We start from the raw sequence: 21367 nt of genomic DNA, 5'->3' as shown, positions 1-21367 counted from the left end.
GAATGATTCAGGCCAGCAACCGTTCAATCTGCGCCAGTTCCCAGGTGCTGAGCAAACTGACCGGGTCGGTGCCGAAGCGCTGCCCGTTGTCGAACGCATATTCGCGGCCATCGGGGCATTGGCCGTGCAGGCAGTGGCGCAAGTGGCCGGCGTCGACATCGAGCAACAGGCGCCAGCCGTCGATGTCGACCCGTACAAGGTTCGACGTGCAGTATTCATCGATACGCTTGAAGGTGCGAATACCCTGGGCGGCATCGCGCAACGGCTGGTAAACCTCGCGGGCGGTGAGGGCGGGCACAGGTGTCTCCGGGGTGAAATCGGGGAGGCACAGGATAGATCATTAGCCTGCAAAAAAGTCCGGCTCGTGAGGCCGGGCTTCACGCCGCGAGCCACCAGCGGCCCTGCAACAAAGAAACAACCCGGCGTTTCGGCCTAGACCACCTGCACATTCTGAGCAGTGCTCGCCACGCCATGACAACCGCAGGCGAGGAGATGGCCCTGCAATACGACCGGAATGCCGTTCATACGCCGGCGCGGATGCCCTTCGACGAAGGCAAACTCGCCCAGATGCAGTGGGCATGTCGCCTTGTCGCCCAACACCGCCGGGGTTTTTCCATTGAGGGTATGCGTGCCTTCGAGCTGGCAGGAAACCACGGTGCCGCCGCTGCTGGTGGCATCACCCAGGCAAATGGGATGGCTCATGTTCTGGGTACACCGCCACTTGGGGCGCCGAACTTGAAAGGGTCGACACCACGGTTCTCGCGGTTCCTGGCTTTGCGCGCTTCGTCCGGTGGGTGGATCATCTGTACCGTCAGGCTGCCGTCCTGACCGGCGTAGACCACCGCGCTCGCTCCGCCGTCCAGGTAGCTGGCAATGGTCGCCAGGTTGATTTCCACCAGAGCCCCGCTGACCCCGGTATTGCCCAGACGCCGACCGATGTCGTAACCCTCATCGACATTGCCCAGCTCGATCCCATGGCCGTCCGTATTCAGGCCATGCAAGGCATTGGTCAGGGCAATTTCAGCGTCCCGGTTGTCGGTGGTGTCATAGAACACGCGGACCGGCTTTTGCCCTTTGGGTAATGTCTCCAGGGCCTGCAGCCAGCCTGCCTGCAGGGCTTTGGCCTGCAAGGCCGGTTTCAGCCGCTGACCGTGTTCATCCTGCATCGAAACCTTGATTGGTCGGTGCAAGTAGCCCAGCACCGGCGCGGCGTCGAACTCTTTGACCTGATGCTGGGCCCAGCGGATGGGTAGCCATGGGGAGGGTTCGAAATAGCCTGACCCGCGGTTGTTTATGGTTTGCCAGAGTGTGGGGAGTTGGGATTGCCAGTAGGCGGTGGACATGGTGCCAGGAGCTAAGGGATCTTGAGCGCCTTTGGCACGTTCCGCCTCTTCGTACACCTCTAGAAACTCACGCGAATGCTTCCAGTAAAAGGCCCACAACTTGCCCAAATCAGTGTCTTTGTTCTGGTTGTCCTCAGGCTCATGGGTAGCATAAGGGCGAATGTACCGATCCACCCGATCCGAACGGGTGACCAGCAGCCCCGCCATGCTTTCGTACACCGTGGGGACGACATGGCCGTTCTGCAACCCAGGGGTGCCAGGCACGCGTAAACCGTTTCGCGTGACATCGCCGTCCTCGCTCACGATCAAGGCCTGGGGCACTTCGGGGTTGTCATCAAAGAACTGGAACAAGCGCTCGATCATGCCCTGGGCGTGGGTTGTATTCTCCGCGTCCTGCCACAAAAACAGCGTGACACCAAGCGTGGCGGCATTGCGACCGTTGAGGATATTGCTCGCAGCCCCGGTATCTGAAGGTTGCTTGGGCGGTGCGATGGAAAATACCGGGATTGGCCAGTACGCCACTGACGCGCCTGCCGAATGTTTGAAGGCGACTCGGATTTTGATATCTCTGCTGATCTCTCGGGAGTCTAGTGAGTCTGTGTAATCCTTGGGGGCCCGTGAGTAAATCGACGCAAAGTTGTTATTTTTCTTCTTGATGAATTGCCAGATCTCCGATTGGTGGTCCTGGTAGATCCCAAGCCCCACCCCGCGGATTTCCAACGCATAAGTCCGCGCTTGCGTGGCCTGTTGCTCGGTGATTTGCGCCATGACGTTGGCTTTATAGGCGGCGAGCCCCGCCTTTTCACTGGCCACGGCTTTGCCCCACCAGTGAGTGCTGAAAATCAGCAGCAAGGGCCCCAGAATAGCGGCGATTCCCCAGCGCAGTACTGGGTTGATGTCCCGAAGTTCCACGTCAGATAACCCGTACGTTCAAAGCATGGCTCGCCACGGCATGACAACCGCAGGCCAGGAGATGGCCTTGCAATACGACCGGAATGCCGTTCATACGCCGGCGCGGATGCCCTTCGACGAAGGCAAACTCGCCCAGATGCAGCGGGCAGGAAGCCTTGTCGCCCAACACCGCCGGGGTTTTTCCATTGAGGGTATGTGTGCCGTCGAGCTGGCAGGAAGCCACGGTGCCACCGCTGCTGGTGGTGTCGCCCAGGCAAATGGGATGGCTCATGGTTTGTTTCCCGGCATACGAAATCTGAACGGATCGGCGCCGTGGGTTTGCTGGTTCTTCGCTTTGCGGGCTTCGTCTGGCGGGCGGACCATTTGCACGGTGACACTGCCGTCTTCGCCGGTGTACACCACCGCGCTGACACCACCTTCCTGATAGCTGGCAATCGTGGCGAGGTTGATTTCGACCAAGGCGCTACTGACGCCGGTGTTGCCCAAGCGTCGGCCGATGTCGTAGCCCTCGTCGACATTGCCCAATTCGAGACCGGCTCCATCGACATTGAGGCCGTGCAAGGCGATGGTCAGGGCGATTTCGCCAGGGGTGTTGTCGGTGCTGTCGTAAAACACCCGCGCCGGTTTTTCACCTTTGGGCAGGGTTTCCAGTGCCTGCTGCCAGCCTGCTTGCAGGGCCTTGGCTTGTAATGCGGGTTTGAACGGTTTGCCCTTGTCGTCGTGCATCAGGACTTTGATTGGGCGGTGCAGGTAGCCCAACACCGGGGCTTTATCGAACTCCTTGACTTGATGCTCGGCCCAGCGCACCGGTAGCCATGCGGAGGGTTCGAAATGACCGGGGCCTCGGTTGCTCAGGGTTTGCCAGAGGGTGGGGAGTTGGGATTGCCAGTAGGTGGAGGACATGGTGGTAATAGGACGAATATGACCTTTACTGCCTTTGGCACGCTCACTCTCTTTATGCCAATCAAGAAATGCATCATCACGACTCCAGTAAAACGCCCACAACTTGCCCATGTCGGTGTTTGTGATCTGGTTGTCTTCGGAGTCCTGGGTAGCAAAGGGACGGATGTAGCGGTCAACCCGATCCGACCGGGTGACCAGTAGACCAGTCATGCTTTCGTACACCGTTGGCACGGCATGGAAATTTTGCAGACCCGGTGTGCCCGCCACGCGATAGCCGTCTCGAGTGACATCGCCGTCTCGACTCACGATCAGTGCCTGGGGCACCTGTGGGTTGTCATCAAAGAACTCGAATAGACGCTCGATCATGCTCTGGGCGTGAGTGGTATTGTCTGCGTCCTGCCATAGGAACAGCGTGACACCCAAAGTAGCGGCATTGCGTCCACTGAGAATAGTGTTCGGGGCTCCAGCGTCCTCAGGCTGCTTGGGTGGTGCTATCGCAAACACTGGAATTGGCCAATAGGCTACTGAGTCACTGGCCGAATGCTTGAACGCAACGCGTATATTGATTTTTTGAGTGATCTCTCGAGAGCTCACTGTAGTGTCGTAATCCTTCGGATTTTGCGAATAGATCGAGGTGAAGTTGCTGTTGGTCTTTTTGATTTCTCTCCAAATTGAAGATTGATGCCAATTATCAATGGCAAGCCCCGTACCCCGTATTTCCAGCGCATAGGTGCGCTCTTGGGTAGCGGCTTGCTCGACTCTTTCGGCCATGACTTTTGATTTGTAGGCCTCCCGTTCTGCGTCTTGGTAGGCTTCGGTCTTGCCGAGCCAGTGACAGCTGTAAATCATTGCCAGCGTGCCAAAAATACTCGCGACTCCCCAACGCATAACGGCTCCCATGTCCCTAAGCTCCCTGTTTTCAGCCTGTGCCAAGTAAATGATGACGAGCAAAAAAACAAGCCAAACAGCTATCAGTACTCCGGCAGTCCAGAGATAACCCTTCAACCGCGGTCGCTGTGACTTGCCCTGCCAGCGATCCCTCATGGGTGTACTCCTTTTCCCAATGACGCCATCACCAGTTGCGGCGGTGTCAGCGAAACCAGTTCGGTTGAAGGAAACTTGCCCTGGTCGTAATACAGATAGCTGGCCTCGACCAATGCTTGAGCCTCAGCGCTCAGTCGCGACCAACCTTCCATTTTCATGACTTTATCGAATCGCCCCTCATCTAGTTTCCAATCCGCAATCGCCACCAACACCTCCCGCATCACCGGATCATCCAGACACCTGGCCTGCCCAATCGCAATATCCATCGCCGTCACCCAGCGATGGTTCTCCGGGCTGCGCAATACCGCCGAGTGATAGCTGTTGTCAGTCCATTCCTTCTGGTCAACCTGCATGCGTGCACGGATTTCGTTAGGGGTTTCCTCACGGTAGATGCGGTAGTGGTCCTTACGATTGAGCATCGGGTTGCCGGACACTGGCGTCTGGCGCAGGGCCCGGGTCTGGTCGTCGGGCTCTTTGCCGTGATTCCAGCGAACAAGCCCATCGTCCAGGTCGAGTCGCTTGTCACTGTTGGTCACATAAATCCATTTGAAAGAGGCGCCGGGGTTGCCCAATGCCGCGTTTTGCGACACCGCATCCGGTCGATCCTTTCCTGCCTCATGGGTAGACCCCGTCACGGCTTCGCCACCAAACATCTGCGGTGCATGGGGTGGGTGCAGTTGTTCGGCGTTGATGTTGCGTTCCTGGCCTTCACGGATCCCTGTTTGCGAGGCTATCGCGGCCACTGACCAGCCACCGGGATAACGCGGCTCGCCTTCGGCACGGGTGAAGTCCGCTTGCGGCGGTTTGCCAACCAGTACCGGCTCGCCGTCACGCAGGCGCTTGGTCCACAGGCGCTGGTAGAAACGCATGGACTGCAACGCGGTCATGGCCGGCTGGCCATCGGGCAGCTCGTCCGGCACGCCGTAAGTGCCGATGCCTTGCACATCATCCAGCGCTACGGTGGTGTCGTCCGGGCAGAAATACAGGTAAACCTTGCCGCGGTTGTCGCGCTCGGGAAACACCAGGGTTTTCCCGTCTGCGCCAAGACGCCGGCCTTGTTCGGGTGACCAGCGCGGCCCCGTGCGACCGCCATAACCCGGTACGCCACAGCGCACGGCACTGAGGGGTGGGTGCGTATGGGGGGATTGAGTGGTGTGTTGCACGATGTCGATCAGGGTCTGCAGGGTTCGCATATTTTTCGGCGTCGCATCTGGCAGTACCGAATAGGGCGAGGCCACCATGATGGCGCAGTCGGCGCAGCGTTCACCGCGATCCACCAGCATGGCCTGGGCGAGCAAGGTGATCAGCGTGCCCTGGCTGTGCCCCATGATGGTGATGGTTTCATCGGGTGAGACGCGGCGGATCTCGCTGACCAGCATCGCCAGCCGGGTCGCGGCCAGCACGAAATACCGTCGATGCGGCGCCTTGCCCATGTACAGGGAGTTAGGCATGGTGGGTTGAACCCAATGGCGCAGCCATTTGGCGAACCCTTCTTCGTACATCTCCAGCAAATTGTTGGTGGCGTTAGCGAAAAATCCGCCGCCCTTGGCGAAGTGACGGTCCAGACGGTTGTCGAACCGGTCCAGGAATTGATCGCGCAACCGGGCCGGATCGCCATTTTTATCGCGTTTTATCTCTCCGGGTTCGGCCCGGTAGCCCCAATAAAACGGGATCAACAGGCTGCGGGTCTTGGGGGCCTCGGTGTCGCGCTGGTAGAGGTAAGTATCCGGATCGTCGAGTATTTGCCCCTCGTTGTCCTTCCACGCCTTCCTGGGCGTACTGTTAGCCTCGTTGTACTTGGCCCCATACCGCCCCGCCTTGAGATCCGGCCGATCCAGCCGCTCGTTAACCCCCTGGCACAACCCGGTTTCCACCGACTCATAGGACGCCCCGGGATCATTCACGCCATGCAGGAAGATCACCACCCCCGGCAGGTCGGCGGGCACTTCCATTTTGCGCACGGTGTTGCAGTTGGGCATCAGGCGGGTGGTGAGTTGCGCCACGCAGTACATCTCTTCGCTACTCATTGGCGGCCACCGTTCGGGCCTTTGTCACGCATCGCCGCCGTTTGCGCCTGATACATCTGCTCGCGCTCCAGCTGCTCGGTCAGTCCGCTTGAATCCGTCAGTCCTTGCACCGTACTGCCATCCTCCAGTTTGATTTGGTAAGCATGCTCGACCGCCAGTCGGGCGCTGCCGTCGTCGTGGCCGGGGTAGTGAAAGGCCAGACGTTGAGCGGCGGGGTCACGACCAAACGTGGGCATCGAGGCACTGTCGGTCTTGGGCCCCACCCAGTCATGCTCGCCGGCATGCACAATCGCCTTGCCCTGGGTACCGATCTCGACCCCGCCACCGATCCTGATGTAGCTGCCGTCATCGGCCACCAGGCGGATGGTGGGGGCGGTGATGAGCACCTCGCCTTCGGCCGCCGACAGGTGCAGGTTCTTTTGCGCGTTGAGCACCAGGTCGTCGTCCTGGGCCTGCACCAGCACCTTGCCGCGATTGGCGATGGCGCTGATGCCCTCGTCCTGGGCGAAGGCGCTGATGCCTTTGCCGGCGTGCAGGCGCATGGCCGCGCCGCAGGTCAACTGCAAATGATCCTGGGCGGTGGTGTCATGGTTTTCACCGGCGTAATGCACCTGCGAGCGCGGCGTGGCACTGGCAATGCCGGCTTCAGCCGCCACCGCGATCACCGGCTCGCCCGGACTGTTGCTTTCGGGGGCCGGCCATTGACTCAACGACTGGCGCAACGCCTCGATGCCCTGGGGGTCGATCTTCGGGCTGCCACGGGCAGCGGCGGTCTGGCCGAGGGACTGGAACAGCTCGCCGCACTCGGCCAACAGCTTGAGCAGTTCTTCGCGGTCCAGTTGTGAGCCCTGCGCCTCGTGGCGAGCGTAGGTGGTCAACAACAGCCCTTGGGCCGCCCGCAGGGCAATCGCGGCATCGCTGCGCAGTTCGGCGCCCTGGCCGCGTGCCTGGGCCTGCCCGTCGGTTCGCGGCGTGACGAGCTTGCCCAGATTCAGCGCGGTGGCCTGATGAGTCGTGCCCAGTCGGGCGCGCAACGCGCCGGGTGTATCGTCGAAGAGCAGTTCGTTGAAGCCCTTGCCCTGATGTTCCCGGGTCTGGATCCCGGATAAGGTTCGATTGCCCGGCAACCCCGTGGCGTTACTGAAGTGCGGCGGAACATGGTCGGCGTTGTAGAGCACCGACGTCACCAGGGGGCGGTCGATGTCGCCGCCGAGGAAAGTCACCAGCACTTCCTGACCGATGCGCGGCAAGAACTGATGGCCGAAGCCGGCGCCGCCGCTGGGCATGGCGACCCTTAGCCAGGTCGTGCCCTGGGCGGGGTCCTGCGCCCGCTGCCAATGAAAGCGCACTTGCACGCGCGCCAGCTCGTCGGTGAAAACCTCCTCACCTGCCGGGCCCACCACAATGGCGGTGAGCGGCCCGGAAATCGTCGGCCGCTGGGTCATGATCGGTGGGCGAAAGGCAATCTTGTGGCGGATGCAGACGAAACGGTTGTCGTAGCTCGCCGGTTGATCCGTCAGGTAGTTGTTGCGGCCTTGGTGCTCCACCTTGAGCAGGAGGAACTGACGATCATCCACGGGATCAGCATCGTGATCGAAGTGCTGGGTCAGTTCGAAGGTGTAGCCCGGCAGCATGGCGCGACAGTTGCTGGCGCCCTCAAACGTCTTGCCCTGTACCTCCAGGGCTTCGAGTCGATGCCGCACCAGCGCTTCGCCCTCTGCGGGCATCCCGTGGCTGTAATGACCGGGAAAGTCGTAGATCTCGTAGGCAGGGACATCGCCCTGGACGTTGAGGCTGGGCATGCTGACCGGCAGCGGATTGCGCGGCTGCCGGTAGTCGAACGTCTGGATGGCCATCTTGCCGGACTGCAGAACCCGATGGCTGCTCCATCGGGTGATCGAGTCGGCGGTCTCGGTGACCGCCGCGCTGTGGTAGCGGATCCGCGGTTGCCGGGCCAGCGGCTCAAGGTGGCGGGAATGGTCGGTGATGATCAGGCGGTGTTCTTCCTTCGTATGCTCGAAGTAGAACAACAACCCCTCTCGTTCCAGCAGGCGCAGGACGAAATCCAGATCGCTCTCGCGGTATTGCGTGATGTAGCTGTGGGAGTTGAGCGGCTGCTCCAGGCGGAACTCGAACCTGGGCAGCACGCCATAGTGGGCGAACACCGTGCGCAGGATGTCTTCGAGGGTCTGCTCTTGAAAGATCCGCGAGTCGAAGCGTCGCGACAGCATCCATAGCCAGGGGCTCAAGGTGGCCGAATAGCAAGCCAGGCCGCCGTCACTGTTCTGCAGGCTGAATCGACTGATGTAGCCGTGAATGTACCGCGCCTCGCCGCTCGCCAATTCTATCTCGAGTGATGCCGGTTGCCCCATTAACGACTTGAGTTCCAGGCGCGCATCCTGGCTGATCAGCGACAACTCGAAACTGAATAGGGTCGACACGCCCTCGGCGCCGGAAAAGTGCTCGAGCAGCAGCTCCTGCTGGTTTGCAATCGGGGAGGTGAACTTGATCAGACGCCGGTTCTGTGGCGAGAATATTTTTGTCAGTTCCATTAACAAGCTTCCTGCGGCATCAGCGATCCGTGTTTGCCCCAGAAACGGCATGCACCTGTTCCCGGCAAGATCCAAAGACGGGGGATTAAGACGCACAGGAATTTGCTTGTATGTAGGACGCTTCCTTTTTTAGAGGCGGATTTGTCAGCGCGATCGCGATCGACGGAGTGGCTCTGTACGTTTTTTTGTTTTGGGCGGCGGGAGATACGTGGGTACCGGGGGCGAGTCCTGAAGCAGGCGTGAACCTGATTCAGGACTGGACAAAATGCACGCAGCGGCCATCAAACTCCGGTTTGTTTATTCAACGCCGCCTCCGCCGCAGCAATTTCAGCCTGGCGCTTGACGATCATGTCGCCCACCGGTGGCCCCTGGAAGCGCCGGGCTTCAAAACCGAACCAGACGATGGCCGTCAGCACCAGGAAACCGATGGTGATGTACAGCGCCCAATCGTTCGGTGGCTGGATGCCGATGACGAAAATGATGATCATCGACAGGATCGAGAGGATGGCGAACACCGAGTACCAGAATCGCCCCATGTTCCATGGCCCCATGGTCGGCCACTTCGACGTCCCGTAGGTAAACAGGCCGAGCACGATGGGAATGGCGAAGGAGAAGAACAGGAAGATCACCGTGCAGGACACCACGATCGTATAGACCGGTGTTGCTCCGACCGAGATCACCGACGAGCCCCAGTCGAACAACACGGCAAGGGTGGCACCGGTCCAGATCGCCGCCACCGGGCTGCGAAAGGTCGGCGAGACCGAGGCCAGGGCTTTGGAGCAGGGCAGGCCACCGTCCCGGGAGAACGCGAAGATCATGCGTGAAACCGAGGTGACGGTGGCCAGTCCGCAGAGCACCTGCGAGATGAAAATCGCCACGAAAAGCACCAGTTTCAAGGTCGGGTTGACCTGGGTGTTCATGGCCCAGAAAAACACGTTCCAGCCTTGCTTGGCCGCCTCGTCCATGTTCGGCAGCATCAGCACGAACGCGCTGAGCATCAGCCAGCCGAACAGCAACGACCAGACCACCGACATGACCATGCCGCGGGGCACCGACATGGCCGCGTTGCGGGTTTCCTCGGAGGTATGCGCAGAGGCGTCATAGCCGGTGATGGTGTAGATCGGCAACAGCAGGCCGAGCATGAACACCCAGCCGTTGGAGACCTGCGGCCAGACGTTGCCGCCCGCTTCGCCGGAATAGTTGCCGAAGGTCCACAACCGCGCGAATTCATAGCTGGGTGCCGAGATCAGGCAGACGATGGTCAGCGCCAGCGCCGTGGCGAAGATCAGGTAGCCGGAGAAGTCGGTGAGCTTGGCCGTCAGGCCGATACCCAAGTGGTTGCACAAGGCTTGCAGGCCCGTGAGGATTGCCAGGAAAATCACCCGGACCGTGGTCGTGTCCTCCATGCCCAGTGCCGGTCCGAAGGCACCGAAAAAGAAGTAATAGGTGCCCACGTTGATCGCGCCCAGCACCGTGACCAGACCCAGCAGGTTGAACCACGCGGTCAGCCAGCCGGTGAAGCGGTTACCGAGGATCGAGCCCCAGTGATACAGGCCGCCGGCGGTGGGGTAGGCCGAGGAAATCTGCGCCATGGCCATGGCGAATACCCCGGAGATCAGGCAGCCGATCGGCCAGCCGATCCCGATGGATATGCCACCGGCGCCCGAGGTGCCCTGGGCCAGTGAGTTGATACCACCCGAGAGGATGCAGATGATCGAAAAGGAAATGGCGAAGTTGGAGAAAACCCCCATTCGTCGTGAGAGTTGCTGGGCATAGCCCATGCTGTGCAGCACCTTGACGTCATCGTCGTGCGCTTCGGTGCCCGGCTGGCTTGTTGGGTTCATTGTTGTGTGCCCCTTTTCAGGTTTTGGACAGGCCGAACTGAGCCGCCGTAGGCTCGACCTTGGTTTTCTGTAGGAGCGAGCCTGCTCGCGATGAACGTCAACGATGACGCGGGGAGCCTGACACCCCGCGTCATCCACAAGTCCATCGCGAGCAGGCTCGCTCCTACAGACGGCCGTGAAGTGCAGCGTCGAAAATCTTTGCCACTCCGTCCCGGGTCAAGGGCAGTGGGTTGCCACCTGCCGAAGGGTCGACAATCGCCATGTCCGCGATCAGGTCGGCCTGCCGGTCATCCACGCCCAGTTCAACCAGGGTATGGGGCACGCCGATGTCCTTGCGCAGCTTGAGGACGAAGGCCAGGAAACTGTCGAACCCCGGGGAGGGCAGGCGCAGGTACGCCGCCAGGCGGGTGATGCGTTCCTCGATGGCCGAGCGATTGAAGTGCAGGACATAGGGCATGAAGGTGGCGTTGGTCATGCCGTGATGGGTGTCGTACAGCGCACCCACCGGATGCGAGAGCGCGTGCATCCCGCCCAGGCCTTTCTGGAATGCCGTGGCGCCCATGGCTGCCGCCGCGAGCATTTGCGCGCGGGCCTCAAGGTCCGATGGCGTGTGTACGGCCTTCACCAGAGAGTTGGCCACCAGGCGCATGCCTTCCACGGCAATGCCATCGGCCAGGGGGTGAAAACCGGGGGCGCAGTACGCCTCCAGGCAATGGGACAACGCGTCCATGCCGGTGCCGGCGGTGATCTTGGCGGGCATGCCGACCGTGAGGGCCGGGTCGCTGATCACCACGCGCGGCATCATTTTCGGGTGGAAGATGATGCGTTTGGTGTGGGTGCGCTCGTCGATGATCACCGCCGCGCGACCGACTTCCGAGCCGGTCCCCGCCGTGGTCGGCACGGCAATGACCGGGGCGATGCGGCTGTCTTCGGCGCGGGTCCAGTAGTCGCCGATGTCTTCGAAGTCCCAGACCGGGCGGGTCTGGCCGCTCATGAAGGCAATGAGCTTGCCCATGTCCAGGCCACTGCCGCCGCCGAAAGCGATCACGCCATCGTGCTGGCCGGCACGCCAGGCGTCGAGCCCGCCGGCGAGGTTGGCTTCGACCGGGTTGGGCTTGAGGTCACAAAACAGCGCCACGCCAAGGCCGGCGGTGCGCAATGCGTCGAGGGCCGCCGTGGTGATCGGTGCGCGCGCCAGGCCGCTGTCGGTCACCAGCAAGGGTCGCTGGATACCCTGGCTGCGACAGACCTCGGCCAGTTCGGCGATGCGCCCGACACCGAAACGAACGCTCGTGGGGTAGCTCCAGTTTCCTGTCAGGTTCATGGTCTACACCTCGTGACGCAGATGAAAGGATTTGGCCCGGGTCAGGTGCTCGTAACCCAGTGGCGACAGGGTGACGCCGCGCCCGCTGTTCTTCATGCCGGTCCAGGCCAGCGCCGGGTCCAGGTAATCGCAGCGGTTCATGAACAGCGTGCCGGTGGCGATCTGGTTGCCCAGGCGTTCGGCTGCTGCGAGGTCCCGGGTCCAGATGGACGCGCTGAGCCCGAATTCACTGTCGTTCATCAAGGCAATGGCCTCGTCATCGCTGGCCACCGGCATGATGCCAACCACCGGGCCAAAGCTTTCATCGCGCATGACTGACATTTGATGGCTGACATCGACCAGGACCTGCGGCGCGAGGTAGGCGCTGCCCGGCACGTCGGCGGTAAAGGCCTGCGAATCGATCAGCGCCGTCGCGCCCTGGGCCAGCGCTTCGGCGATCTGGCCACGAACGAAAAATGCGGCACCCGGTGTCACCAGCGGACCGAGGGTGGTGGCTTCGTCCAGCGGGTTGCCCAGCACGTACTGGCGGGTCAGTTCGGCGAAGCGCTCGACAAACACCGGGAAGATTTTCTGGTCGACGTAGATGCGCTCCACGGCGCAGCAACTCTGCCCGGAATTGAAGAAACTGCCGTCCACCAGGTTTTCCACCGCATGCTCGAGGTTGGCGTCAGCCCGCACGTAGGCCGGATCCTTGCCGCCGAGCTCCAGGCCCACGCCGATGAAGCGTCCAGTGGCGGCGCTTTCCATGGCCTTGCCGGCATCGACTGAACCGGTGAAGTTGACCTGCTGTACCCGGCCCGAATCAATGATCGCGGCGGTCTGCCGATGATCGAGCAGCAGGTTGTGGAACAGGCCATCCGGCAGATTGGCGCGGCGCATGGCCTCGGCGAAACGCTCGCCCACCAGCAGCGTCTGCGACGCATGCTTGAGGATCACGCTGTTGCCGGCCATCAGCGCCGGGATGATCGTGTTTACCGCCGTCAAATAGGGGTAGTTCCACGGCGCGACCACCAGCACCGTGCCCAGCGGCTCGCGCTTGATATAGCGTCGAAAACCCGCCACAGGCTCCGGCTCTACAGCGGCCAGCGCTTGCGGCGCGATGGCGATCATGTGCCGGGCACGTTCGGCAAAACCGCGCAGTTCGCCGGCGCCATAACGCACCGGGCGGCCCATCTGCCAGGCCAGTTCCGGCACGATGTCGGCCTGCATCGACAACATCGCGTCCACTGCGGCGCTGCACAATGCTGCGCGTTCGCTCAGTGAGCGGCGTTGCCATGCCGCCTGTGCGCTGGCAGCGGCGGTCAGCGCCTGCTCGACCTGCGCCGCATCGGCCATCTCTCGTTCGACGTACACCCGGCCATCGACCGGGGAGATCAATTGCACCTTCGCAGTCATGATGTTCTCAATAGCGCTCGAAGCCGCGCTGCAGTTCCCAGTCGGTGATTCGCCGGTCGTACTCTTTCTGTTCCCACTCGGCGGTGTGCACGTAATGGTCGACCACCTCATCGCCGAACGCCTCGCGCAACATGGCGGAGGCCTTGAGGGCGGCGCTCGCTTCGCGCAGGGTCTTGGACACTTCCGGCAAATGCTCGTCGAGGTAGGCGTCGCCTTCGAACGGCGGTGCCAGATCGAGCTTCTCGTCGATACCCGCCAAACCTGCCGCGATCAGCGCGGCGAAGGCCAGATAGGGGTTGAGGTCGGCACCGCCGATGCGGCATTCGATGCGGATGGCCTTGCTGCCTTCAGCACACAGGCGAAAGCCGGCGGTGCGATTGTCGCGGCTCCAGACCGCCCGCGTCGGCGCAAACGTGCCGGCCTGGAAGCGCTTGTAGGAGTTGATGTAGGGCGCGAGAAAACAGGTGATGTCGTTGGCGTACTTGAGCTGCCCGGCGACCCAGGCCCGCATCAGTTTCGACATGCCGAATTCGGCTTTCGCGTCGAAGAACAGCGGCTTCTTCGCGTTCTTGTCCCACAACGAATTATGGATGTGACTGCTGGAGCCGGCGGCGTCGTAGCGCCACTTGGCCATGAAGGTGATCGCCTTGCCCTGCAACTGCGCGATCTCCTTGCAGGCGTGCTTGATGATGACGTGGTGGTCAGCCATGGTCATGGCATCGGCGTAGCGGATGTTGATCTCTTCCTGGCCCGGGCCCCATTCGCCCTTGGAGTTTTCCACGGGAATGCCCGAGGCCTGCAAGTGCTTGCGGATCGCCCGCAGCACCGGCTCTTCGCGGGTGGTCTGCAGGATGTTGTAGTCCTCGATGTAATGGCCGGCGGTTTTCGGTTTGTGATAGTTGCGCTGGTGGATCGCCTCGTAGCTCTCATCGAACAGATAGAACTCGAGTTCCGAGGCAAACATGCCGGTATAGCCGCGCTCGCGCAGACGCTCGACCTGTTTTTTCAGAATCGCCCGCGGGCTGTGGGGCAGGTCCTGGCGATGGTGATGATCGAGCACGTCGCACAGCACCAGCGCCGTGCATTCAAGCCAGGGCACGCGCCGCAGGGTGGACATGTCGGGCTTGAGCACGAAGTCGCCGTAGCCCTTGCTCCAACTGGCCGCGGCGTAACCCGGCACCGGTTCCATGTCGATGTCGTCGGCCAGCAGGTAGTTGCAGCAGTGGGTTTCTTCGTGGCCGCTGTCGATGAAAAACTCGACCTGGAATCGCTTGCCGACCAGGCGTCCCTGCATGTCGACCATGCAGACCAGCACGGTATCGATTTCGCCGGCAGCCGCGGCGCGCTTGAGTTCATCAAAGCTGAGGAGGGGCTCTGTCATCACGGCAATCCTGCGTGAAAGGTTTGGACCAGTCTGGGATAGCTGTTGCAGACGCTCTCCAGAAAAACCAAAAACCTGCAGAACCGAGCATCATGAGCAACGAGTTGATCAAAGCTTAGCCTACCGTTGCAATTGTAGGAGCGAGCTTGCTCCGGGCGGCGATCCGACGATGGTCGTTAACGATTACGCATGTTTGCAGGTTGTTCGCGGTGCTCTTGAGTCCATCGCGAGCAAGCTCGCTCCTACAGGTCAAGGGTGGTTGCCTTTACTCCGGCAATCCCGCCAGGCGCAATCCATCGACGAAGCGGGTGAGATCCTCAGGCCGTTGAATGGGCAGCCAGTCCTTGAGGGTGCGCAGGCGCAAAGAGGGATCCAGCTTTTGCAGACGCTGCATCGCCAGATTCGCTTTATCCATTCGACCGCCGAGTGCATGACTGGCCGCCACCAATGCCGCCGCAACCAGCAGACTGGGCAGGTTGCCCAGGGCCTTTTCCGCCCAGTCCGCAGCGGTATCGAAGTGCCCGGCGAAGAAATGTGAGAGCGCCATTCCGACCTGCATCCTGAACATTTCCGGATCCAGCGGACTCAAGCGAACGGCATGGTTCAAATGCTCGATGGCGGCGTCTGATTCACCGTGCAGCGCCCGCAGGATACCGCCCAGGAACCAGGCGGGGGCGAGGTTGGGATTGAGCAGGCGCGCCCGGTCGAGCAGTGCAATGCCGGCGTCGACTTCGCCGGCGAGATGAGCCAGCGCATGTCCGCCCCGGGTCAACGCGACGGCATCATCGCGACCGAGTGTCACTGCCAGACGCGCCAGCCGTATGCCCTCGGCGATTTCTGCAGGCCGATCGGTCATCCAGCCATTGAGCTTGCGCCAGAAGTGGCACCAGGCGGCCATGCCATAGGCCGAAGCAAATTCCCCATCGAGTTCGATGGCCTGGTAGAACATCGGCAGCGCTTGCTCGATGGCTTCCCGACTGCCGCTGTGCAGTTTTGCCATGGCCCGCAGGTAGTAGTCGTAGGCATCCAGGCTTTCCGTCGGCTTGCGCTTGGCGCGTTCGATTTCCGCCCGTTCCAGTTGCGGCGCGATCGCGCCGACGACGCTTTCGGTGACTTGGTCTTGCAGCTCGAAGATGTCGTCGAGCAGGCCTTCGAAGCGCTCCGCCCAGATGTGCGTCCCGCTCGTCGCGTCGATCAGTTGCCCGGTAATGCGCAGCTTGTTCCCGCTCTTGCGCACGCTGCCTTCGAGCACGTAGCGAACGCCCAACTCCTGGCCAACGCCCATGGCGTCCACCGTCTGGCCCTTGTAGGTGAAGCTCGAATTGCGCGCGATCACGAACAGCCAGCGAATACGCGAGAGGGCGGCGATGATGTCCTCCACGACGCCGTCGGCGAAGTATTCCTGCTCCGGATCGCCGCTCAGGTTCTGGAACGGCAGGACGGTGATCGAGGGTTTGTCCGGGAGGACGAGCATGGGGGAGGGGGGGTGTTGCGCGGCAACGGTCGAGCGTTCATCGATATCAGGCTGTCGTGCTTCCCCGGTCAAGTCGCCGTTGATCCGGCCAACGAAGCGGTAGCCTTTGCGGGCGACGGTGCGTACCAGGCGCTGCTCCTCACCGGTATCGCCGATGGCCTTGCGCACGGCATTGATGTGGCTGGTAATCGTCGATTCCGAAACGATCCGGCCGCTCCACACCGCCTTGAGCAATTCGTCCTTGCTGACGACGCGATCAGGATTGTTGACGAACAGCAGCAACAGGTCGAAGACCTGCGGTCCGACGGCCACGACCTGCCCGCGCAGGGTCAGCTCCCGGCGTTCCTGATCGAGTACGTAATCTTCAAACGTAAATGGCAAGTTGAGCATCCCCTGGCGAAGCGCCCTCAACTCCGTGTCCCAGGCGGCTGGCGGTTGGTAACTGAGGCAGATGATACGGCAGCTCGACACCCACTGCACCGTCCGCGGCGAGGGAGGCTGGAGGAGCCTCAGTAGCCTTGGACATAAATCCAAGCGCTCGCCAAGGTAAACCCAAGCCCGGCGCAAGGACTTGCCTGGTGCGCGCAGGCAATCTCTCTACACCGACGCAATGGTTGCAGTCGACAAGTGGAGAAAAGTCATGAAGATCGTCGTCATCGGAGGCTCCGGCCTCATCGGATCGAAGCTTGTGAACACCCTGTGCGAACGCGGCCATGACGCGCTTGCCGCCAGCCCCAGCACGGGCGTGAACAGCATCACCCGCGAAGGCCTGGCCGAAGCGATGGATGGTGCCGATGTGGTGGTCGACGTGGCGAACGCGCCGTCGTGGGAAGACCAGGCCGTTCTCGATTTCTTTGAAACGTCGAGCCGTAACCTGCTGGCCGCCGAAGCCGCTGCCGGGGTTCGTCATCACGTTGCCCTGTCGATTGTCGGGAGTGAACGGCTTCCCGATACCGGTTATTTCCGGGCCAAGGTCGCGCAGGAGGCCCTTATCAAGGCATCCAGTGTTCCCTACACCATTGTGCGTGCCACGCAGTTCTCCGAGTTTGCCGGCGGCATTGTTCAGTCGTTCGCCGTTGGCGAGGAAATTCATGCTTCGCCGGCGCTGATCCAGCCGATAGCGTCCGATGACGTGGTGGCGGCGTTGGCTGATGTCGTACTGGCTGCACCGCTCAATGGCACCGTTGAAGTCGGCGGCCCGGAAACCATGCCGATCGACGAACTGGCCAGGCGCTATCTACGGGCGACCCAGGACAACCGCAAGGTTGTGCCGGATGTACATGCCCGTTACTTCGGCGCCGTGCTCGACGATCAATCGCTGGTCACCGGCAAGAACGCACGCCTGGGGGCGATCCGCTTCGACGAATGGCTGGCCCGGTCGACGGCGCAGTAACGGATCGCACCCTCATATTTCCCTACCAATCCAGGAGAAATCCCATGGTTACCCGATTGCTGATGGCCGCTGTCTTCGCCGTGCTCTCGATCAGCGCCGCATCGGCCGCCGAGCCGCCCCCCGGCAAGGTGACGGTGGTGTTCGACCGTCCGATTCCCAACATCCCCGGCAAGAGCATGAGGGGCGTGGTCGTCGAGTATGGGCCGGGTGCCGCGTCGCCGGCCCACACCCATCCGAAAACGGCCTTCATCTATGCAACGGTGCTGGAGGGCTCGTTTCGCATCAAGGTCAAAGGCGAACCGGAAAAGGTCTACAACGTCGGCGAGAACTTCGTAGAGGAGCCGGGTTCCGTGCACCTGGTCAGCGCCAACGCCAGCGACACCCAACCTGCACGCCTGTTGGCGGTGTTCGTCCTCGACACCGACGAAAAAGTACTCGTAACGCCCATCAAGCAGTGAGCCGATCAACCCGCTCATGAAAGCTCGACAGCCGGGCGGCAGACCCTGCCGCCCAGTGGCTGCGTCAGTTTTCGGCACTGAACAGGAAATGGAAAAATGAACTCGCTCCTGGACAAGGCTGCCATTGCCGCCAGTGCAAGTAGCGCAGCACCTGTGGTCGTGGCGCGGCGCAGCAAGCGCAAGACCATCGGCCTGTTGCTGTGCGTCGCGGCCTTGATGGTCGTGGCGGTTTGGGGCGCCATGGCGTTTTCAAGTGGCGTGACCTCGACCGACAACGCCTATGTCCGCGGGGATGTCACCTCGTTGGCCGCCAAGGTCGCCGGCTATGTCACGACGGTAGAGGTCGAAGACAACCAGACCGTGCGTGCCGGTGATGTGCTGTTTCGTATCGATGACCGCGACTATCGCGCCAAACTTGCGCAAGCCGAGGCCAATGTCAGCGCCGCCCAGGCGCGCCTGACCCATGTCGATGCGCAGATCCAGCTTCAGCATGCGCTGATCAGGCAGGCCGAAGCGCAAAGGCGCTCGGCCACCGCCGACATGAGCCTGGCGGCCAAGACCCACGACCGCAGCCGCAAGCTGATCGTCAGCAATGCGGTGAGCCAGGCCCTGGTCGATGAAACCGGTACGGCGCAATCCAGAGCCGTGGCCTCGGTTTCGGCCGCTTCGGCAACGGTCGAGGCACAACAGCAACGCATCGCGGTGTTTGTGGCCGAGCGCGAGGCTGCCGTGGCCGCCGTGACGCAAGCACAGGCCGCGCGCGATCTCGCCCGGATCGATCTCGACCATACCGTGGTGCATGCGCCGGTGGATGGCGTGGTCGGTAACCGTCAGGTTCGCCTCGGCCGTTTCGTAACGCCGGGCGTTTCCCTGCTCGATATCGTGCCGGTCAACGATGTGTGGGTCGTGGCGAATTTCAAGGAAACCCAGCTCGAACATATTCGCCCCGGTCAGCCCGTGCGCGTCACGGTCGACGGCTACCCCAATGCGGCACTCGATGGCGTGGTCGACAGCTTTGCCCCGGGCAGTGGTTCGGCGTTCAGCCTGCTGCCGCCCGACAATGCCACCGGGAACTTTGTGCGCGTCGTGCAGCGCGTGCCGGTGAAGATCCGCCTGGCCCACAATCCGCTGCCGGGGCGCATCGTGCCGGGCCTGTCCGCGCGGGTAGAGGTTTCGCAAGGGGCCGGCTCATGAGCCGCGTTGCCTGCGCCACACCGAGCGGCGCCAGGACGACGAACGGCGTCCTGCTCATGGTGGGCATCGTGCTGGCAACGTTGACGGAAGCGATCGCCAGCACCGTGCTGGCCCTCGGCCGCAGCGACATCATCGGCGACACCTATGCCACGCCTGACGAGTTCGCCTGGCTGGATGTCGGCTACATCGCGTTCAAGCTGATCGGGTTCATGCTCGCCCCTTGGCTGATGCAGCGGTTTTCTGCGCGCAACGTGATCATTGGCGCCACCCTGGTCATGGGCCTGGCGTGCTGCGTGGCTGCCATTACCGCCTGGCTGGAGCTGCTGATCGCACTGCGCATCCTGCAAGGCTTCGCTGGCGGTACTTTGTTGGTGGCGGGTCAGGTGCTGATTTTTCGCGGTTATCCGCGCGCGCTTCAGCCGATCCTGCAAGCCCTGTTCGCCATGGCGGCCGTGGTCGCGTCCGCCACCCTCGCACCGGCCCTGCAAGGGTGGTTGATCGACAGCCAGTCCTGGACCTGGATCTTCTTCAGCGTGGTGCCGCTGGCCCTGGCGGCGACGGGGCTCTTGCTCATTGCTGACCATCCCATGCTCGCCAGGGGCCGGCAACGTTCGTTTGACTGGCTCGGCTGTGCACTGATCGGTGCCGCGCTGTTCTGTTTCACCTACGTGCTCAGCCAGGGCAGCCGCTGGGACTGGTTCGAGGAACCGCGCATTCTAGTGATGACGGTGATCGGCGGCGCCGCGCTGCTGGCCTTTCTCGGCCAACAGGTTTTGGCCAACGGCCAGGGGTTGCTCGATTTCAGCCTGTTCAAAACAAGCGATTTCACCTTTGCCTTTTGCGTCAGCTTCGTCGCCGGTGCCGCCCTGTTCGGCAGCGCCTATCTGATCCCGGCGTTCGCCCTGTCGGTACTCGCCTTCACACCGACCGATGCCGGTCTGCTTCTGTTGCCCAGTGGCGGTTTTTTTGTCGGTTCGCTGCTCATCGCCGCCTATCTGTTCAAGGTGCGCCGCGTGCCGCCGGTGGCGACCGTGCCCTTGGGCATCCTGCTGATCATGGGGGCGATGTGGATGCTGTCAGGCTCCACCAGCGAAAGCGGCAGCGACGACATGATGGCGGCCATTCTGTTGCGTGGCCTGGGCCTTGGCTTACTGTTTCTTTCGATCACGTTGATCGCCTTCAGTCACCTCAACAGCCGCAACCTGGCCAGTGGAGTCGGCCTGTTCAATACGGGGCGGCAATTGGGTGGCTTGATGGGCGTCGCCGGGCTACAGACCTTGATCGACCATCAGGTTGTCAGCAACGGCGTGGTCCTCGGCGCCAACGTCACCCCGGGAGGACATGCGCTCATCGAACGGCTGATGACCACAACTACGATGCTGGCGGGGAAGGGCATGGATCAGGTGGCCGCTGGCCGGGCAGCTACCAGCCTGCTGGGCAAAGCGGTGTCAGGTCAGGCTACGGTGATTGCTTTTGATACGGCATTCTTCGCCGTAGCCTTGCTGTTCGTCTTTGCCGCGCCCATCCTGGTTGGCATCAAGATTGGCCTCTCGCGATCCGCCAAAGTGCGTGAACAACGGGCGCATTCATGACCCACACGAAAAAGCCCGGCTGTTGAGGCCGTGGTTTCTGTTTGTGGCCTGCGCAACCTTTGTAGCAGCAGCCGAGCACCGCGAGGCTGCGTTCGGCGGCGCAGCCGTCGTAAAATCAGATTGTGCGGTGTGTCAGGCAGATCGTGCGCTTAGGGTTTACGACGGCTACGCCGCCGAACGCAGCCTCGCGGTGCTCGGCAGCTGCTACACCCCACTATAAATCGAGGAACCTTTCATGCCGACGCCGAGCTGATCAGCAAGGCCATGCGCCCAAGCGCAACCTTCAACGCGGCAGTTGCTGCGCTGGTTTAAGGTTGTAAGGATGCAAAGAAGCCCCGGCCTGGTTGAGGCCGGGCTTTTCGTTGAGTGTTGCGGTAAAGCACTGCATTCAGACGGCGCGGCTTTCGATCAGACGGTCGGAGCCACCTTCGGCAACGCGGTTTTCGATCAGGCGATCCGAACCGCCTTCAGCAATGTGGTTTTGCATCAGTTTGTCGGAACCATCAGCGGCCACGCGATTCTCGATCAGGC

15 protein-coding genes and 1 pseudogene are annotated in these 21367 nt (G+C 61.8%); 4 read left to right on the top strand and 12 right to left on the bottom strand.

The genetic code is table 11. The features are described 5' to 3' along the window. Window positions 1-7: 7 nt before the first annotated feature. The 12 genes and pseudogenes from PMI34_RS16495 to PMI34_RS16550 all read right to left on the bottom strand — a co-directional run bounded on the left by PMI34_RS16495 (window position 8) and on the right by PMI34_RS16550 (window position 16580). Window positions 8-298: a DUF7693 family protein gene (locus tag PMI34_RS16495; protein WP_008049285.1), complete on the bottom strand. Its 291-nt coding sequence runs from the start codon at window positions 296-298 to the stop codon at window positions 8-10. A gap of 134 nt (window positions 299-432) precedes the next feature. Further along, window positions 433-702 (bottom strand): PAAR domain-containing protein, encoded by a 270-nt coding sequence (locus PMI34_RS16500; protein ID WP_008049284.1) that lies wholly within the window; start codon window positions 700-702, stop codon window positions 433-435. Further along, a pseudogene (locus PMI34_RS16505) lies at window positions 699-2252 on the bottom strand (type VI lipase adapter Tla3 domain-containing protein); the annotation flags it as partial. The gene PMI34_RS16500 and the pseudogene PMI34_RS16505, both read right to left, overlap by 4 nt. Before the next feature lie 4 nt (window positions 2253-2256). After that, a complete protein-coding gene (locus tag PMI34_RS16510) occupies window positions 2257-2526 on the bottom strand; it encodes a PAAR domain-containing protein (RefSeq protein ID WP_008049282.1) in 270 nt (89 codons plus the stop codon). Then, complete coding sequence (locus tag PMI34_RS16515) at window positions 2523-4202, bottom strand: type VI lipase adapter Tla3 domain-containing protein (RefSeq protein ID WP_008049274.1); 1680 nt, start codon at window positions 4200-4202, stop codon at window positions 2523-2525. The genes PMI34_RS16510 and PMI34_RS16515 overlap by 4 nt, the downstream gene beginning before the upstream one ends. After that, window positions 4199-6229 carry a T6SS effector phospholipase Tle3 domain-containing protein gene (locus PMI34_RS16520; RefSeq protein ID WP_008049273.1) on the bottom strand — a complete coding sequence of 677 codons (2031 nt, stop codon included), beginning with the start codon at window positions 6227-6229 and terminating at the stop codon, window positions 4199-4201. Before PMI34_RS16520 ends, PMI34_RS16515 begins: the two co-directional genes overlap by 4 nt. Then, complete coding sequence (locus tag PMI34_RS16525; protein WP_032829599.1) at window positions 6226-8787, bottom strand: type VI secretion system Vgr family protein; 2562 nt, start codon at window positions 8785-8787, stop codon at window positions 6226-6228. Before PMI34_RS16525 ends, PMI34_RS16520 begins: the two co-directional genes overlap by 4 nt. A gap of 275 nt (window positions 8788-9062) precedes the next feature. Beyond that, a complete protein-coding gene (locus PMI34_RS16530; protein ID WP_008049271.1) occupies window positions 9063-10625 on the bottom strand; it encodes an amino acid permease in 1563 nt (520 codons plus the stop codon). A 163-nt stretch (window positions 10626-10788) separates the two neighbouring features. Beyond that, window positions 10789-11949: an iron-containing alcohol dehydrogenase gene (locus tag PMI34_RS16535; RefSeq protein ID WP_008049270.1), complete on the bottom strand. Its 1161-nt coding sequence runs from the start codon at window positions 11947-11949 to the stop codon at window positions 10789-10791. A 3-nt stretch (window positions 11950-11952) separates the two neighbouring features. Beyond that, the gene (locus tag PMI34_RS16540) at window positions 11953-13344 is read right to left on the bottom strand and encodes an aldehyde dehydrogenase family protein (protein WP_008049269.1); all 1392 of its coding nucleotides are present in this window, start codon (window positions 13342-13344) and stop codon (window positions 11953-11955) included. Window positions 13345-13351: 7 nt separating this feature from the next. Next, window positions 13352-14725, bottom strand: a complete 1374-nt coding sequence (locus PMI34_RS16545) for a glutamine synthetase family protein (protein WP_008049266.1) — start codon at window positions 14723-14725, stop codon at window positions 13352-13354. 265 nt (window positions 14726-14990) lie between these two features. Then, complete coding sequence (locus tag PMI34_RS16550) at window positions 14991-16580, bottom strand: winged helix-turn-helix domain-containing tetratricopeptide repeat protein (RefSeq protein ID WP_032829598.1); 1590 nt, start codon at window positions 16578-16580, stop codon at window positions 14991-14993. A 259-nt stretch (window positions 16581-16839) separates the two neighbouring features. On the opposite strand from PMI34_RS16550, the gene PMI34_RS16555 reads away from it, so the two are divergent. The 4 genes from PMI34_RS16555 (at window position 16840) to PMI34_RS16570 (ending at window position 20836) form a co-directional block, all read left to right on the top strand. After that, window positions 16840-17592, top strand: coding sequence for an SDR family oxidoreductase (locus PMI34_RS16555; RefSeq protein WP_008049263.1), 753 nt, complete (start codon window positions 16840-16842; stop codon window positions 17590-17592). Window positions 17593-17636: 44 nt separating this feature from the next. After that, window positions 17637-18050 carry a cupin domain-containing protein gene (locus PMI34_RS16560; protein WP_008049261.1) on the top strand — a complete coding sequence of 138 codons (414 nt, stop codon included), beginning with the start codon at window positions 17637-17639 and terminating at the stop codon, window positions 18048-18050. 96 nt (window positions 18051-18146) lie between these two features. Beyond that, window positions 18147-19244 (top strand): HlyD family secretion protein, encoded by a 1098-nt coding sequence (locus tag PMI34_RS16565; RefSeq protein ID WP_008049257.1) that lies wholly within the window; start codon window positions 18147-18149, stop codon window positions 19242-19244. After that, window positions 19241-20836, top strand: a complete 1596-nt coding sequence (locus PMI34_RS16570) for a DHA2 family efflux MFS transporter permease subunit (protein ID WP_008049256.1) — start codon at window positions 19241-19243, stop codon at window positions 20834-20836. Before PMI34_RS16565 ends, PMI34_RS16570 begins: the two co-directional genes overlap by 4 nt. The last annotated feature ends 531 nt before the right edge of the window (window positions 20837-21367 follow it).

Origin of the sequence: Pseudomonas sp. GM74 (assembly GCF_000282455.1) — a bacterium.
GTDB lineage: Bacteria > Pseudomonadota > Gammaproteobacteria > Pseudomonadales > Pseudomonadaceae > Aquipseudomonas.
The sequence above is the reverse complement of the archived record's forward strand: the minus strand, read 5'-3'. Positions and strand labels throughout refer to the sequence as shown.

Bases quoted from the DNA above. Each gene is read 5' to 3' on its own strand.
- PMI34_RS16565 (WP_008049257.1), top strand. From the start codon at position 18,147: ATGAACTCGCTCCTGGACAAGGCTGCCATTGCCGCCAGTGCAAGTAGC.
- PMI34_RS16510 (WP_008049282.1), bottom strand. From the start codon at position 2,526: ATGAGCCATCCCATTTGCCTGGGCGACACCACCAGCAGCGGTGGCACC.
- PMI34_RS16500 (WP_008049284.1), bottom strand. From the start codon at position 702: ATGAGCCATCCCATTTGCCTGGGTGATGCCACCAGCAGCGGCGGCACC.
- PMI34_RS16540 (WP_008049269.1), bottom strand. From the start codon at position 13,344: ATGACTGCGAAGGTGCAATTGATCTCCCCGGTCGATGGCCGGGTGTAC.
- PMI34_RS16545 (WP_008049266.1), bottom strand. From the start codon at position 14,725: ATGACAGAGCCCCTCCTCAGCTTTGATGAACTCAAGCGCGCCGCGGCT.
- PMI34_RS16515 (WP_008049274.1), bottom strand. From the start codon at position 4,202: ATGAGGGATCGCTGGCAGGGCAAGTCACAGCGACCGCGGTTGAAGGGT.
- PMI34_RS16555 (WP_008049263.1), top strand. From the start codon at position 16,840: ATGAAGATCGTCGTCATCGGAGGCTCCGGCCTCATCGGATCGAAGCTT.
- PMI34_RS16520 (WP_008049273.1), bottom strand. From the start codon at position 6,229: ATGAGTAGCGAAGAGATGTACTGCGTGGCGCAACTCACCACCCGCCTG.
- PMI34_RS16530 (WP_008049271.1), bottom strand. From the start codon at position 10,625: ATGAACCCAACAAGCCAGCCGGGCACCGAAGCGCACGACGATGACGTC.
- PMI34_RS16535 (WP_008049270.1), bottom strand. From the start codon at position 11,949: ATGAACCTGACAGGAAACTGGAGCTACCCCACGAGCGTTCGTTTCGGT.
- PMI34_RS16560 (WP_008049261.1), top strand. From the start codon at position 17,637: ATGGTTACCCGATTGCTGATGGCCGCTGTCTTCGCCGTGCTCTCGATC.
- PMI34_RS16570 (WP_008049256.1), top strand. From the start codon at position 19,241: ATGAGCCGCGTTGCCTGCGCCACACCGAGCGGCGCCAGGACGACGAAC.